This window comes from Serratia sp. TSO36, from assembly GCF_057808395.1.
In genome coordinates, this window is sequence record NZ_JBJZOU010000015.1 from 304,719 (window position 1) to 319,961 (window position 15,243).

At 64.2% G+C, this 15,243-nt stretch carries 12 protein-coding genes; all 12 read right to left on the minus strand.

What is annotated here, in order from left to right; all coding sequences use genetic code 11:
- Positions 1 to 72: 72 nt before the first annotated feature.
- Positions 73 to 1,158: an acyl-CoA desaturase gene (locus tag ACK3CV_RS14935; RefSeq protein ID WP_164039020.1), complete on the minus strand. Its 1,086-nt coding sequence runs from the start codon at positions 1,156 to 1,158 to the stop codon at positions 73 to 75.
- Complete coding sequence (locus tag ACK3CV_RS14940) at positions 1,155 to 2,237, minus strand: fatty acid desaturase family protein (RefSeq protein WP_164140856.1); 1,083 nt, start codon at positions 2,235 to 2,237, stop codon at positions 1,155 to 1,157. Before ACK3CV_RS14940 ends, ACK3CV_RS14935 begins: the two co-directional genes overlap by 4 nt.
- Positions 2,230 to 3,363 (minus strand): sterol desaturase family protein, encoded by a 1,134-nt coding sequence (locus ACK3CV_RS14945; protein WP_164140859.1) that lies wholly within the window; start codon positions 3,361 to 3,363, stop codon positions 2,230 to 2,232. Before ACK3CV_RS14945 ends, ACK3CV_RS14940 begins: the two co-directional genes overlap by 8 nt.
- Positions 3,360 to 3,977, minus strand: coding sequence for a phosphatase PAP2 family protein (locus tag ACK3CV_RS14950; RefSeq protein WP_033647711.1), 618 nt, complete (start codon positions 3,975 to 3,977; stop codon positions 3,360 to 3,362). The genes ACK3CV_RS14945 and ACK3CV_RS14950 overlap by 4 nt, the downstream gene beginning before the upstream one ends.
- Positions 3,974 to 5,260 carry a F390 synthetase-related protein gene (locus ACK3CV_RS14955; protein ID WP_041035549.1) on the minus strand — a complete coding sequence of 429 codons (1,287 nt, stop codon included), beginning with the start codon at positions 5,258 to 5,260 and terminating at the stop codon, positions 3,974 to 3,976. Before ACK3CV_RS14955 ends, ACK3CV_RS14950 begins: the two co-directional genes overlap by 4 nt.
- On the minus strand, positions 5,257 to 6,063 hold the full coding sequence (locus ACK3CV_RS14960) for an MBL fold metallo-hydrolase (RefSeq protein WP_033653677.1): 807 nt from the start codon (positions 6,061 to 6,063) through the stop codon (positions 5,257 to 5,259). Before ACK3CV_RS14960 ends, ACK3CV_RS14955 begins: the two co-directional genes overlap by 4 nt.
- The gene (locus ACK3CV_RS14965; RefSeq protein WP_033653676.1) at positions 6,056 to 7,072 is read right to left on the minus strand and encodes an NAD-dependent epimerase/dehydratase family protein; all 1,017 of its coding nucleotides are present in this window, start codon (positions 7,070 to 7,072) and stop codon (positions 6,056 to 6,058) included. The genes ACK3CV_RS14960 and ACK3CV_RS14965 overlap by 8 nt, the downstream gene beginning before the upstream one ends.
- Positions 7,069 to 8,076, minus strand: coding sequence for a 3-oxoacyl-[acyl-carrier-protein] synthase III C-terminal domain-containing protein (locus ACK3CV_RS14970; RefSeq protein ID WP_041035554.1), 1,008 nt, complete (start codon positions 8,074 to 8,076; stop codon positions 7,069 to 7,071). The genes ACK3CV_RS14965 and ACK3CV_RS14970 overlap by 4 nt, the downstream gene beginning before the upstream one ends.
- 276 nt (positions 8,077 to 8,352) lie before the next feature.
- Complete coding sequence (narI, locus tag ACK3CV_RS14975; RefSeq protein WP_025303199.1) at positions 8,353 to 9,030, minus strand: respiratory nitrate reductase subunit gamma; 678 nt, start codon at positions 9,028 to 9,030, stop codon at positions 8,353 to 8,355.
- A gap of 2 nt (positions 9,031 to 9,032) precedes the next feature.
- The gene (gene narJ / locus ACK3CV_RS14980; protein WP_033647718.1) at positions 9,033 to 9,755 is read right to left on the minus strand and encodes a nitrate reductase molybdenum cofactor assembly chaperone; all 723 of its coding nucleotides are present in this window, start codon (positions 9,753 to 9,755) and stop codon (positions 9,033 to 9,035) included.
- Entirely contained in the window at positions 9,752 to 11,296 is a 1,545-nt protein-coding gene (gene narH, locus ACK3CV_RS14985) for a nitrate reductase subunit beta (RefSeq protein ID WP_049234802.1), read from the minus strand. The genes narJ and narH overlap by 4 nt, the downstream gene beginning before the upstream one ends.
- Complete coding sequence (locus ACK3CV_RS14990) at positions 11,293 to 15,054, minus strand: nitrate reductase subunit alpha (protein ID WP_079656568.1); 3,762 nt, start codon at positions 15,052 to 15,054, stop codon at positions 11,293 to 11,295. Before ACK3CV_RS14990 ends, narH begins: the two co-directional genes overlap by 4 nt.
- Positions 15,055 to 15,243: the final 189 nt, after the last annotated feature.

Genomic DNA, 15,243 nt, shown 5'->3' on the forward strand with positions numbered 1-15,243 from the left:
AAAGTCTACTGGAAGGGCAACTATCGTTCAATTAGTGAACTGCGTAACGCCTCGCACAATCCGCATGCAACGCTAATGCGGTTTGCGCCCCATCGCGCTGAGGAAGCGCTGCTGCAGGCGCAACAGCTCCTCCAACTCCAGCAGGCGGTAGTCGATGCCGAAACGCGGCGCTACCTCGCCGATGATGCGGCTCAGCGCCGGGTAATGGCGGTGGCTCCAGTGCGGGAACAGATGATGCGTCAAATGCAGGTTCGCCCCGCCGAGCCAGTAACCCAGCCAACGCGGCCGGGTCAGCCAGTCGAAGGTGGTGGCGAACACATGGTGATACCAGCCGTGCGGCATCGCGCCCTGCGCCGGCGCCTGATAAAAATTGGCCTTGGCCCAGTGGGTGCCGATGATCAACATCACGAACAGCAATGAAGAAAGCATCTGGCTCAGCAAATAGACCAGCAGAATTTGCCCGATGCCGATGGCCGGCGGCAGCAGCCAGCACGGGATCGCCAGCGCCAGCAGCAGGTGCGCCGCCTTGCCCGCCAGAAATCCGCACCAGCCGCGCACGCCCTGCTGCGCCATGCGTGCCGCCACACGGGTGCGTCCCGCCCGGTCCAGCCAGTCGAACAGCCAGATGTAGTACGGGAACGTCAGCGCCGCCACCAGCGGCCAATAGTAACGCTGGGCGCGCATAAAGGGTCGCCAGCGCTGGAACGGCGTTTGCCGCAGCACGCCATTGGCGTCGATGTCGGGGTCGTAATGTTCGATATTGTTATGGGCATGGTGAAACAACACGTGGCGCACGCGCCAGCAGTCGGGATCCAGCCCCAGCGGAACGCTCACCAGGGCGTTCAGCCCGCGGTTGGCCCAGGGCCGACGGAAAAACGCGTTATGCGAGGCATCGTGCACCACGTTCACCGTCAGGAACATGCCGATAAAGATAAAACCGAAGTAGCAAGCAAAAAACGCCCAGCCGTTTTGCTGCTGCAGGCTCAGCCCGTAACACAGGCCGCACAGCGCCAGCAGCAGCGCCACCTTCGCCAGCATGCCGCCGTCGGCGAAGCGGTGATCGCCGTTGGCCGCCAGATAATGCTGGGCGGCCTGCATCAGCGCGCGATGCAACCCGCCGTCGTCGCGCCGATAGGCTAACGGACGCAGCGGTTTCACGGCTGCCCCATAAGGCGCAAGAAGCGCTGTTGCTGCGCCAGCAGTTCGCGATAGCCGATGCAGCGATACGCCATGCCGTGCCGCTGCGCCACTTCCGCCAGCGCGGCGGCCAGCGCCGGATAGTGGCGGTGATTCCAGCCGGGAAACAGGTGGTGGGTCAGGTGATAGTTCAGCCCGCCGGTCAGGTGCTCCAGCCAGCGCGGCTCGGGCTGCCAATCGCAGGCGGTGGCGAAATTGTGCCGGTACCAACCGTGCGGCATGCTGTCGCCCGCCGGCGCCGGGTAAAACTCGGCCTGCGCCCAGTGGGTGCCCAGCAGCAGGAACACCACCAGCAGCGAGGCAAACATCTGGCTGAGCGCGTAAGCCAACAGCACCCAGCCCCAACCGATGCCGTGCAGCTGGCACAGGATCAGCGGCACCACCAGTACCAGCGCCACATGAAGCAATTTGCACAGCACGAACAGCGTCCAACCGCCCCGCCCCGCCAGCACGCGTTTTTCCCGCAGCGGCGTTTTATCGAGCCGATCGGACCAATCGAAAATCCACGCGATGTAGGGCAGCGAGAGCGCGGCGATCAGCGGCCAGTACAGATGCTGATAGCGCATATGCGGCCGCCAGCGCTGGAACGGCGTCTGGCGGAAAAAGCCGTTCTCTTCGGTGTCCAGATCGTAGTGTTCGACGTTGGCGTAAACGTGGTGGTAATCCACGTGGCGCGTGCGCCAGTAGTCCGGATCGACACCCAGCGGCAGCGTCACCAGCCGCCCCACCAGGCGATTGGCCCAGGGCGCGCGCAAGAAGGCGTTATGCGAAGCATCGTGGTTGACGTTGACGTTGAGCAGCATGCCCATGGCCACGAACAGGAAATAGCAGAGGAAAAACGCCCAGGGCTGATGCTGCAGCAGGCTCAGGGCATAAAACCCGACGCACAGCGCCAGCAACAGCGCGGCCTTGGCCAATCGCGCGGCATCGGCATAGCGATGATCGCCCGCCAGGCAGGCATGCGCCGCGCGCTTGAGATCGCGGTGAAACGCCTGCTCGCCATCGGCAGGGAAACGCAGCGGTGGCAATAAGTCAGCCATGCGGTTCCTCCACGGCGGCCGGTGCGGCCACTCGCCCCCAGCCCAGCGCCACGCACAGGGCATGCAGCGCCACGGCGGCCATGCCGATATGCCAATAGCGCTGCGGCCAGCCGAGATAGCCGATAAACAGCAGCGGCATGCCCAGCGCGATCAGCAGCCAGACGGCGCTCGCCCACGGCCGCCCTTCCGTCATGCCGCCCAGCGCCACCGAACCCAACGCCAACAGCACCAGCAGCGCCATTTGCGGCCAGCTGATGTCGCCGTAACCGTAACCGTATTGGTAGACGTAACCGACCACCAGCGAGAACAGCAGCATGGCGCCGCTGAAGACGCTGAGCGCCGAACGGCGGTCGCGCGGCCGGCCCGGCGCCGGGCACCATGCCAGACGGAAATAGCGCAGAAACGGCAGATTGCTCGCCCAGAACGGGTTGGCGGACGGCCGATCGCCGCTGACGCCGTAGCTGAACGGTGTGGTCGGCAACGCCGGGCAGAACGTGCCGAACAGCTTGTCCCAGAAGATAAAGCTGCCGCCGAAGTTCTTATTGGAATACGCCATGTCCTTGACGTGGTGCACCCGGTGGTGCGCCGGCGTGACCAGGATTTTTTCCAGCACGCCCAGCTTCGGCGTCAGCGCATTGTGGTTAAACAGCTGAATGCTGTAGTGAAAAATCGACACCGTGACGAACACCGACAACGGCACGCCCGCCAGCGCCAGCAGCAAAAAGAACGGGATCGACGTCAACGACGAATACCAGGAGTTGCGCACCCCCAGCGACAGGTTGAAGTGCTCCCCCTGGTGGTGCACCACGTGTACCGCCCACAGCACGCGGAAGCGGTGGTGCAGGCGATGCAGCCAGTAGAAACCGAAGTCCCACGCCAGCAGGGCGAACAGCCACATCAGCAGCGGCGGCCAGGCGTCCAGCAGCCCCAGGCTGAAATGCGCGGCCACGTAGCCGTAGCAGGTGATCTCCAGCCCGCGGAACAGCCACAGCATGATATGGCCGGAGTTCAGGTTAAACACCAGATCGTGCCAGTTGACCGGCTCACGGCGCCCCCACTGCAGCGCCACCGCCTCGGCCACCACGATGAACAGCATGAACACTATCGGCAACGCCAGATCGCTCATCCCATTTCTCCTTTAACCACCCGCCGGCGCAGGGTCTTGATGCGCAGGGCCAACCACCCGGCGCACAGCGCCAGCAGCGCGCCGCCGGCCAGATCGACAAACAAATGGCGGCGCAGTTGCAGAATGGAGAACGCGATCGCCACGCCCCACAGCATCCACAGCGCCGTCCGCACTTTGCGCTCGCCGTCGCTCAACGCCCACACCGCCAGCACCGTCAGCGCCATATGCAACGAAGGCAGGCAGTTCTGCGGCGAATCCACCTGGGTTAACGCCGCCAGCAGCTGCGCGCTGATCCCAACGCCATCGTTCCGCGGATAGGCCATGGTGGTCGGCCACAGTAGGTAAACTGCCCCGGCGCCCAGCGCCGTCAGCTGCATCGCCAGCGTCAGCCATTTGATTCGCTGCAGCGGCGCCAGCAAATAGCCCGCCGGGACGATGAGGAAGAACGACAGGTAAAGCCAAATGGCCGCCGGGCTGAACGGGATCGCCCGATCAAGCGCCGACGGCGGCAACAAAGTTCCCGTCCCCTGCAGGCGATCGGTCAGGCTATACACCACCCCGACCGTCCCCCAGCCGAGCAACATGTGCCCTAGCCTGAACAGCGTATTTTTCATGCTTCCTCCGCCTGGCGCACGATGCGCCGCCGCTTGCGATCGAACTGCGGCAACACCGCCTGCGCCGTCAACCGCCATTCGAGCCGATCGGTGGCGATGCCCTGGCGAGCGAACAGCGCGATCAGCTGCGCCTGGCAGTGCGCCAACGCCGCCGGGCTGCAATCGGCGATCAACTCCAGCCGCTGCTCGCCGCGCTGGATCAGGCGGTAATCGCTGGTCAGCGGCAGCGCATTGGCGATCGTCCGGCTGCAGGCATCGGCGAACACCGCCTGCGGTTGCCGCTGCGCATCGGGCAGCATCAGCTGATCGTCGCGCCGCCCTTCGATACGCGCGATCGCGCGCGTCGGCTGCCCGCACGGGCAGGGTTCCTTGCGCAGTACCAGCACATCGTCCAGCCGATAACGCACGATCGGCTGCGTGCCGCGGGTGAAATCAGTGATCAGCGGCGTGAAACGCAGTTCGTCGATCCACTGCGGTTCGATATGCAAAAACTCTTCGTTCAGATGCAGGGTGCCGTGCGCGCAGGTCGCGGCCAGGAACCCCTCGGTAGCCTGATACACTTCGCCAACCGCCGGAAACACCTGCATCAGCAGGCGGCGATCCTGTTCTTCCAATACCTCGGCGACCGAAATCACTTTTTTGACCGGCAGCTTCACCTGCCCGGCCAGCACCGCCAGCGCCAGGGCGCGCAGCACCTGCGCCGGCGCCACGATGATGCTGGGCACCTGCCGTTCCAGCGCGGGCAGATGCTCGCTGAACGGCGCCAGCAAATCGTAAAACGCCAGGCTCAGCCAACGGTTGTTTACGCTGTGATAGAGATTATTGTCCGCCCGCAGAAACAGCGCGACGCGCTCGCCGGCCAGCAGCCCGTCCGGCAGCATCTTCGCCAGCATGCCGCCGGCCCACACCTGCTGTTCGCGCGGGCTGACGACAAACACGCCGCGCTGCCCGGAGGTGCCGGACGACAATCCGACGCTGTAGCGGCCGATCTTTGGCGTGAAATCGCGATCCGCCTCGCTGCGCTGCGCGCAGGCCAGCACCGCCTCCCGGCTCAGCCCGGCGGTATTCATCCGGTCGAACTGCGCCATCATCAGCGCCTTGTCCATCTGCGGCCATTCGGCGAACGGCCGGCGGCTGAAGCGCTGAAAATAGGGGCTCTTGCTCAGCACCCGGCGGGCAAAGCCCGCGAGCTGCCGAGCCTGATGCGCCTCCAGCGCCGCACGATCGCCAAAGCGCAGGCGCCGGGCGCGGAAGTAGTGCCACAGGGTCATGAAAGGGATCACAGGTCCCCCTCGTGGCACAGCAAAATGTTGACCTGGCCGCCCGCCCACAGTTGGTTAAGCCGTTCCAGCGTGCGGGTGTACGCCACCGCGTCGTCCATCACCAGATTGGCCAGGCGCGAAGGCCCGCGCAGCGTCTGGTAGCTCTGCGGCGACCAGGCGGCGTCGCTGGCCAACAGCGTCCAGCCGGCGTCGGTGAGAATAAAGGCGCCGATATGGCCGGCCGCATGCCCCGGCAGCGGCACCAGCACGATCTGCCCTTCGCTGCCCGGCAGCGCGTAACCGCGATCGAACGGCGCCAGCAGCGCGGGCAACGCCACCGAGGGAAAAGCTTCCATAAACTGCAGGCGGCTCTCGAAATCCGCCGGGATCAGGCCAGGAATAAAGGCGCGTTTCAGCGCCGCGAAACCGCGCAGCCCACGGGTTTGCTGCCAGCCTTCGCCGCAGCAAATAAAATCGAGGCGGCTGAAATCCTGCAGCCCGGCGATGTGATCCGCGTGAAAGTGCGAGACGATCAGCGCCTGGATGTCGCCTTCGGCGTAACCGGCTTCGCGCAGCTGATGCGCCAACGACTCGGCGGGGTCGAAGTAGACCGGCGTCATGCGGCGGTAAAGGCTGAACACCCCCGACTGCGTGTGCTGCTGAAAATAATGCGCATAGCCGGTATCCCACAGCCAGCGACGCTCTCCCACCTCCAGCAGATAGGCGCGTGCCGGAAATTTGCACACCCGGAACCCGGCGCCGCGCAGCGCCATACAGCCGATATGCGTGCAATAGCCCACTTCAAAAACGGTGACCTTAGCCATGCTGTATGCCTCCTTGCTGCCGCAGCCACTCGCCGGTCAGGCGGATCCCCTCTTCCATCGAGTAACGCGGCCGATAGCCCAGCTCTTCGATCGCGCGGGTCTGGCTCAGGGTCATGTCAAAATGCACCGCCGCCACGCTGTAGCGCGTCAGCAGCGGTTCCTTGCCGCTCAGGCTTGCCCACAGCTCCATGCCGCCGGCCAGCGCCTGCAGCAGCGGATACGGCACGGCCTGCAGCTGGTAACGCAGCCCCAGCTCCTGGCGTAGCAGTGCATCCAGCATCTCCGCCAGCCGCTGTGGTTGATGGTTGGTGATGTTATACACGGCGCCGGACGGCAATCCGCGCTGCCGGCTGGCCAGCTCCATGGCGTGCACCACGTTGGGAGCAAAGGTCAGATCCAGCAGCGCTTGCCCGCCGCCGGGCAGCCGCAGCACGCCGCGATCGCGTTCGAGCTGCTGCAACAGCCGCGGCACGATCACCCGATCGTGCGGGCCAAACAGGCCGCGCGGCCGCAGCATAATATAGGTGGTTTGCGGGTAGATCTTCGCCTGCGCCAACAGCCGCTGCTCGGCGGCGTGCTTGCTGGCGGCATAGTGATTGGCGAAGCGCCGGGCGCGATAACCCTCATCAAGATCGTAATGCGGCTGAAAATCGAAGTAGATTGCCGGCGTGGAGATATGCACGAAGCGCCGCACGCCGCAGCGCCCGGCCGCCTCCGCCAGTTTCTCCGTCGCCGCGACGTTGATGCGGTGAAATTCCGCTTTGCCGCCCCAGGGGGAAGACTTGGCCGCACAGTGCCACACCCACTCGCAGTCGGTCACCAGCTCCCGGCACTGCTGCGGCGTGGCCTGCGCCAGATCGCGCGAGTAAAATTCAGCGCCCATCTGCCGCAACGCTTCGCCGGCCCGCTCATCGCGGCCGGTGGCGCGCACCTGATGCCCGGCCTCCAGCAACCACTGCGCCGCGTTGCGCCCCAGCCCGCTGGTCGCCCCGGTCACCAGCACCCTCATGGCAGCAACACCATGCCGGCCAGCGCCAGCCCGGCGGCGGTGCCGATCAGCATCACCGGCTGGCCGGGGTTGAAGCGCCCGCTGGTCACGGCGGCATGCAGCGCGGTCGGGATAGAGGCCGCCACCTGGTTGCCGTGATGGCGGTAGATGTCCACCAGCGCCTCGCTGGAGACGTGCAGCCGTTTGCGCATATGTTCGAGCGACAAATGGCTGGCCTGGTGCGGCACCACGGTGGCGATCTGCGCCAGGGTCAAGCCGCTGGCGCTCAGCAGCCGGTCGAGGTAGTCCTCAATCAGCGCCGACGCCTGACGGAACAGCGGTTTGCCCTGCATATGAAACAGGAAGTCTTGCTCGCACATGCCGGCGCGCGGGTTGCGGCGCGTGCCGCCGGCGCGGATCTCGCACAGTTCGCTGCCGGCGGGATAGGTTTCCACCAGGCTGGCGAGGATGCCGCCGGTGCCGTCGCCGCGCTCCACGATGGCGCAGGCGGCGCCGTCGCCGAAAATCAGCGACGACTCTTCGTGCTGCCAGTCGATGCCGCGCGAAGCGAGATCCGCCGAGACGATGGCGATACGCCGATACGTCCCGGCGTTCAACAGCCCCGCCGCCACCTGCAGTGCAGAGATAAAGCTGACGCAGCTGCTGTTGATGTCGAAGCCCGGCGTACCCGGCGCCAATCCGGCGATCTTGAGAATATGCGCGGCAGAGCACGGCAGCGCCTGTACCGCTATCGCCGAGGCGGAGATCAGCAGGTCAATCGAAGCGGCCGGAATAGTGCTGCGGGCCAGCGCGTCTTGCAGTGCGGCGGCGGCGAGCTCGGCCTGGCTGGCGTCGTCGTCGGCGTGATAGCGGTAAACGATGCCCGAGCGCTTTTCAACGTAGCCGGCCGGTTTCCCCAGGCGGGCATCGAGCGTAGAGGAGGCCACGCGGTTGGGCGGCAACGCGGCCCCGGTGGCGATGATTTTCAGAGGCAATAGCTCGGGTGAGCGACATTGTGTGGTCATTATTGTTATTGATTAACCTGACTATCCATAAAGCGATTCTCCCGCGCGGCGCGAAGGCCATGCGGATCATCCCCGGTTTTTATGTCCCAAAAGGCCTTTCATCAAGGCGCTATCTCTTGTTATCGGCTACCACGGGCCGACCTCCGTCGGCGCAAGCATAAGCGTAACATGACTGAGATAGTTAGTTTACGACAAGGCGGCGAGAATGGGCAGACGGCAGGGGAATTATCGGAATAGCGCCGCCGCTGGCGATCGGCGGCGGCGGCGGGGTCAGGCTCAGCGGCGGTTGCGCACCAGCTGGTAACGGCGGGTCAGATACTCTACCGGCGCACTCCAGATATGCACCAGGCGGCAGAACGGGAACAGCACGAACAGCGTCATGCCCAGCACCATGTGCAGTTTGAAGATAATCGCCACCCCTTCCAGGTGCGCAGAGGCGCCGGCGTGGAACGTCACCACCGCCTGTGCCCAGGCCACCAGCTTCATCATTTCGCTGCCGTCCATATGCTGGGCGGAGAACGGAATGGTCAGCAGGCCGAGGCACACCTGCACCACCAGCAACGTCAGGATCATGATGTCGGCGAAGCTGCTGGTGGCGCGCACCCGCGGATTGGTCAACCGGCGCTTCAGCAACAGCGCACCGCCGATCAGCGTCATCAGGCCGCAGGCGCCGCCGGCGATCATCGCCAGCTTCTGCTTCACGTCGATCGGCAGGAAGGCCTCATACATCCAGTGCGGCGTCAGCATGCCGAGGAAGTGGCCCGCGAAGATGCCGATAATGCCGATGTGAAACAGGTTGGACGCCAGCCGCATGCCCTTTTTATCCAGCATCTGGCTGGAGCCGGCGCGCCAGCTGTACTGCCCGTAGTCGTAACGCAACCAGCTGCCAATCAGGAATACCGCGCCAGCCAGATAAGGGTAAATATCGAAGAAGAACTGATTCAAAAATTGCATGATTAGCGTCCTTTGGTTCCGGTTAACGCATCCGTCAGGTCCAGATACTGTGGCGCCACCGCGCCGGCGAAGCGCCGCTGGTGCGCCGTCTGCTGGGCGGAGGCGCAGCCCTGTTCGCCGAGAAACTTGACCTGCTCCTCTTCCCACACCGCATCCAGCGCCTGCGGCGTATCGTCGCGCGCCTCTTGCGCCACCTGGGTTTCCAGCGTCTGGGCCTGCACCTCGCTGCCGGACAGCAATAGCAGCAGATCGAACAGCACCGCATACGGGCTTTCGCGCTGTTGCAGGCGCGCGCCCAGCAGCGCCAGGATCGGCGCGATGTCCTGCAGCCCTTCCCGCGCCTGCGCTGCGCTGCGGCTGGCCAGATACTCCAGATACAGCGGCAGGAAATCCGGCAGCTCGCGGCTGTCGATCTCCAGCCCGGCGGCGCGGTACTGCGCCATCAGATCGACCATCGCCTGGCCGCGATCGCGCGACTCGCCGTGCACGTGCTCAAACAGCAGCAGCGAGGTGGCGCGGCCGCGATCGAACAGCTCGCAATAGTCGGCCTGCGCGTCCAGCAGCGGGCGGGCGCACAGGCGGCGGATAAACAGAATCAGCTGCGCGCTGTGGTGCAGATCCAGCTCGCTGGCCGGCTCCAGCGCCTCGATCAGCGCCTGCTGATGGTCAAACAGTACCTGTTCCGGGTAATCCAGCAGGCGGGCGATCACTTTCAGGCTGATCATGAGGCATCCTCCGGCCGCGCGGTTTTCGCGGTCACGTCGATGGCGTCGATGCGGCGGCTGTTGAACAGGTTGAACTTGCCATCGCTGCCGTGGCAGCCGTCGCCGAAGCTGAAACCGCAGCCTTTGCTTTCAGGGAAGGCTTCGCGCGCCAGCTCGCGGTGGCTCGACGGCACCACGAAGCGATCTTCATAGTTGGCGATCGCCAGGTAGCGATACATCTCCCGCGCCTGCGCTTCGCTCAACCCGACCTGCTCCAGCGCGCTGGTGTCCACCACGCCGTCGACGGTTTCCGCCCGCTTGTAGTGGCGCATCGCCAGCATGCGCTTCAGCGCCAGCAGCACCGGTTCGGTATCGCCGGCGGTCAGCAGGTTCGCCAGATACTGCACCGGAATGCGCAGGCTCTCGACGTCCGGCAGCACGCCGCTGTGCGCCAGCTCGCCGGCGTCGGCGGCGGACTGAATCGGCGACAACGGCGGCACGTACCAGACCATCGGCAGCGTGCGGTATTCCGGGTGCAGCGGCAGCGCCAGCTTCCAGTCCATCGCCATTTTGTACACCGGCGACTGCTGGGCGGCTTCAATGACCCCCTGCGGCACGCCGTCCGCCAGCGCCTGAGCAATCACCTTCGGGTCATGCGGATCGAGGAAGATGTCGAGCTGGCTCTGATACAGATCCTTGTCGTTCTCCACCGCCGCCGCCTGCTCGATGCGGTCGGCATCGTACAGCAGCACGCCGAGGTAGCGAATGCGGCCCACGCAGGTCTCCGAACAGACCGTCGGCTGCCCGGCTTCGATGCGCGGGTAGCAGAAGATGCACTTCTCGGACTTGCCGCTCTTCCAGTTGAAGTAGATTTTCTTGTACGGACAGCCGGTCAGGCACATGCGCCAGCCGCGGCACTTGTCCTGGTCGATCAGCACAATACCGTCTTCGCCGCGCTTGTAGATCGCCCCGCTCGGGCAGGTGGCGACGCAGGCCGGGTTGAGGCAGTGCTCGCACAGGCGCGGCAGGTACATCATGAAGGTGTTTTCGAACTGGCCGTACATCGCCTTCTGCAGGTTGTCGAAATTCTTGTCCTGCGAGCGTTTTTCGAATTCCCCGCCGAGGATCTCCTCCCAGTTCGGGCCGCTTTCGATCTTGTTCATGCGCTGGCCGGTGATCAGCGAGCGCGGGCGGGCCACCGGCTGGTGCTTGCCCTGTTTGGCGGTGTGCAGATGCTGGTAGTCGTAATCGAACGGCTCGTAGTAGTCGTCCAGCGCCGGCACGTCCGGGTTGGCGAAGATTTTCGCCAGCACGCCGACGCGGTTGCCCATGCGCGGCTCCAGCTTGCCGTTGATTTTACGGATCCAGCCGCCCTTCCATTTTTCCTGATCTTCCCAGGCGTGCGGATACCCGACGCCGGGCTTGCTTTCCACGTTATTGAACCAGGCGTATTCCATACCTTCACGGCTGGTCCAGACGTTCTTGCAGGTGACCGAACAGGTGTGGCAACCGATGCACTTGTCCAGATTCAGCACCATGCCGACTTGCGAACGAATTTTCATTTGCTGTTCTCCTGCTGACTGCCCTGCGCGTAGTCGTTGCCTTCGTCGTCCAACCAATCAATGCGGTTCATCTTGCGCACCACCACGAACTCGTCGCGGTTGGAGCCGACGGTGCCGTAGTAGTTGAAGCCGTAGGCCAGCTGCGCATAGCCGCCGATCATGTGGGTCGGCTTCGGACAGGCGCGGGTCACCGAGTTGTGGATGCCGCCGCGCTGGCTGGTGATCTCCGAGCCCGGCAGGTTCACGATGCGCTCCTGCGCGTGGTACATCATGGTCATGCCGGCCGGGATACGCTGGCTGACCACCGCGCGCGCCGTCAGCGCGCCGTTGGCGTTGAAGGCCTCGATCCAGTCATTGTCCGCGATGCCCAGATCTTTGGCGTCGTCTTCGCTCAGCCAGACGATCGGGCCGCCGCGCGACAGCGTCAGCATCAACAGGTTGTCGCTGTAGGTGGAGTGAATGCCCCACTTCTGGTGCGGCGTCAGGAAGTTCAGCGCCTTCTCCTTGTTGCCGTTCGGTTTGCTGTTGAGCAACGGCTGCGCGGCGCGGGTGTCGATCGGCGGCCGATATACCAGCAGGCTTTCACCGAAGGCGCGCATCCACTCGTGATCCTGATACAGCTGTTGACGGCCGCTGAGGGTGCGCCACGGGATCAGCTCGTGCACGTTGGTGTAGCAGGCGTTGTAGGATACGTGTTCGTCCTCCAGACCGGACCAGGTCGGGCTGGAGATGATTTTGCGCGGCTGCGCCTGAATGTCGCGGAAGCGAATTTTCTCGTCTTCCTTGTTCAGCGCCAGATGGCGGTGATCGCGGCCGGTGACGTTGCTCAGGGCCTCCCAGGCTTTTACCGCCACCTGGCCGTTGGTTTCCGGCGCCAGCGACAGGATCACTTCCGCCGCGTCTATCGCGCTCTCGATCTTCGGCCGCCCCGCCGCCGGGCCGTCGGCCTTGACGTAGTTAAGCTGCTTGAGGAAGTCGACCTCGGTTTGGGTGTTCCAGCTGATGCCCTTGCCGCCGTTGCCCAATTTGTCCAGCAGCGGCCCCAGCGAGGTGAAGCGCTCGTAGGTGGCCGGGTAATCGCGCTCCACCGCGATGATGTGCGGCGCGGTTTTGCCCGGGATCAGATCGCATTCGCCTTTCTTCCAGTCCTGCACGCCGTAAGGTTGCGCCAGTTCGGCGGCGGAATCGTGCTGGATAGGCAGGGTCACCACGTCGGTTTCCTGGCCCAGATGGCCAACGCACACCTCGGAGAAGGCCTTGGCGATGCCCTTGTAGATCTCCCAGTCGCTCTTCGAATCCCAGGCCGGATCGACCGCCGCCGACAGCGGATGGATGAACGGGTGCATGTCGGAGGTGTTCATGTCGTCTTTTTCATACCAGGTGGCGGTCGGCAGCACCACGTCGGAGTACAGGCAGGTGCTCGACATGCGGAAATCGAGCGTCACCACCAAATCCAGCTTGCCTTCGCCGCCCTGCTCGCGCCATTCCACTTCCTGCGGCTTCACGCCGCCCTGCTGGCCGAGATCTTTCCCCTGAATGCCGTTTTCGGTGCCCAACAGGTATTTGAGCATGTACTCATGGCCCTTGCCGGAGGAGCCCAGCAGGTTGGAGCGCCAGACGAACAGGTTGCGCGGGAAGTTCTGCGGATTGTCCGGCTGCTCGGCGGCGAAGCCCAGCGAGCCATTTTTCAGGCTGTCGACGGTGAACTCGACCGGCGACTGACCGGCCGCGCGGGCCTGCTCCGCCAGGCGCAGCGGGTTGGTGCCCAGCTGCGGCGCCGACGGCAGCCAGCCCATGCGCTCAGCGCGCACGTTGAAGTCGATCAGGCTGCCGCCGAAGCGCGATTTGTCCGCCAGCGGCGACAGCAGCTCGTCGGTGCCAACGGTTTCATAGCGCCATTGGCTGGAATGGTTGTAGAAGAACGAGGTGCTGTTCATGTGGCGCGGCGGGCGCTGCCAGTCGAGGCCGAACGCCAGCGGCAGCCAGCCGGTTTGCGGCCGCAGTTTTTCCTGGCCGACGTAGTGCGCCCAGCCGCCGCCGCTCTGGCCGACGCAACCGCAGAAGATCAGCATATTGATCAGGCCGCGGTAGGTCATGTCCATGTGATACCAGTGGTTGACGCCGGCGCCGACGATGATCATCGAACGGCCGTGGGTCTTTTCGGCGTTTTCCGCGAACTCGCGGGCAATGCGGATGATGTTGTGGCGCGACACGCCGGTGATCTGTTCGGCCCAGGCCGGGCTGTAGGCCTTGACTTCGTCATAGTCGGCGGAGCAGTTGGCGTCGCCCAGCCCGCGCTCGAGGCCGTAGTTGGCAAGCGTCAGGTCGTACACGCTGGTCACCAGCGCTTCGCTGCCGTCCGCCAGCTGCAGGCGTTTCACCGGCAGTTTGTGCAGCAGGATCTCGTCCAGCGCCACGCTGTTGAAATGCTCGCTGTCGGCGCCGCCAAAGTACGGGAAGCCCACCTCGGCAACGTCGTCATGCATGCCCAACAGGCTGAGCTGCAGCTCGACTTCCTGTTGCGACTTGCCCTCGCGCTGTTCCAGGTTCCACTTGCCCTTCTCGCCCCAGCGGAAGCCGATGGAGCCCTGCGGCGCCACCAGATCGCCGCTGCGGCTGTCGATAGCGACGGTTTTCCACTCGGGGTTGTTTTCCTGGCCCAGCCCGTCCACCAAATCGGCGGCACGCAGCAGGCGGCCGGCGGCGTAATGGCCGCCTTCACGCGCTTCCAGCAGCACCAGCATCGGCATGTCGGTATAGCGGCGCACGTAGTCGCGGAAGTAGCCGACTTCGCGATCGAGATGGAACTCTTTCAGCATTACGTGGCCCATCGCCAGCGCCATCGCGCTGTCGGTGCCCTGCTTCGGATTCAGCCAGTGGTCGCACAGCTTGGCGACTTCGGCATAGTCCGGCGTCACCGCCACGGTTTTGGTGCCCTTGTAACGCACTTCGGTAAAGAAGTGGGCGTCCGGGGTGCGCGTCTGCGGCACGTTGGAGCCCCAGGCGATAATGTAGGAGGAGTTGTACCAGTCGGCGGATTCCGGCACGTCGGTCTGCTCGCCCCAGGTCATCGGCGAGGCCGGCGGCAGATCGCAATACCAGTCGTAGAAGCTCAGGCAGGCGCCGCCGATCAGCGACAGGTAGCGGGCGCCGGCGGCGTAGGACACCATCGACATCGCCGGGATCGGCGAGAAGCCGATGATACGGTCCGGGCCGAAGGTTTTGGCGGTATAGACGTTGGCTGCGGCGATCAGTTCATTGACCTCCTGCCAGCTGGAGCGGACGAAACCGCCGCGGCCGCGCGCCACCTTGTAGCTTTTGGCTTTTTCCGCATCGCCGACGATAGAGCCCCAGGCCGCGACCGGATCGCTGTGCTGCGCTTTCGCCTCGCGCCACAGCTTGAGCAGACGCTTGCGCATCAGCGGGTATTTCAGCCGGTTGGCGCTGTACAGGTACCAGGAGTAACTGGCGCCGCGCGGGCAGCCGCGCGGTTCATGGTTGGGCAGATCGGGACGGGTGCGCGGGTAGTCGGTTTGCTGGGTTTCCCAGGTCACCAGGCCATTCTTCACGTAGATCTTCCAACTGCAGGAACCGGTGCAGTTCACGCCGTGGGTGGAACGCACCACTTTGTCGTGCTGCCAACGGCTGCGGTAGCCGTCTTCCCAGTCGCGGTTGGTGTTCAAGGTCTGGCCGTGATCGCCAGAAAAAGGCTCCGCCAACTGCTTGAAATAGCGGAAACGGTCTAAAAATTTGCTCATCCGGAATGCTCCTGAAGGCTCTTGTCGTTATAAGAAGACATGCTCAATCTGCCGCCAGCCTACTGACGGCCAACCGGCGGCAAATTGATTGCGATCAAGAGAAAGCGGGAGGCGATACACGCGCCGGGTGAGAAATACCACCAAAGTATAGGTGCGATAAACGAGATTAATATGTTGAATTTAAATGAA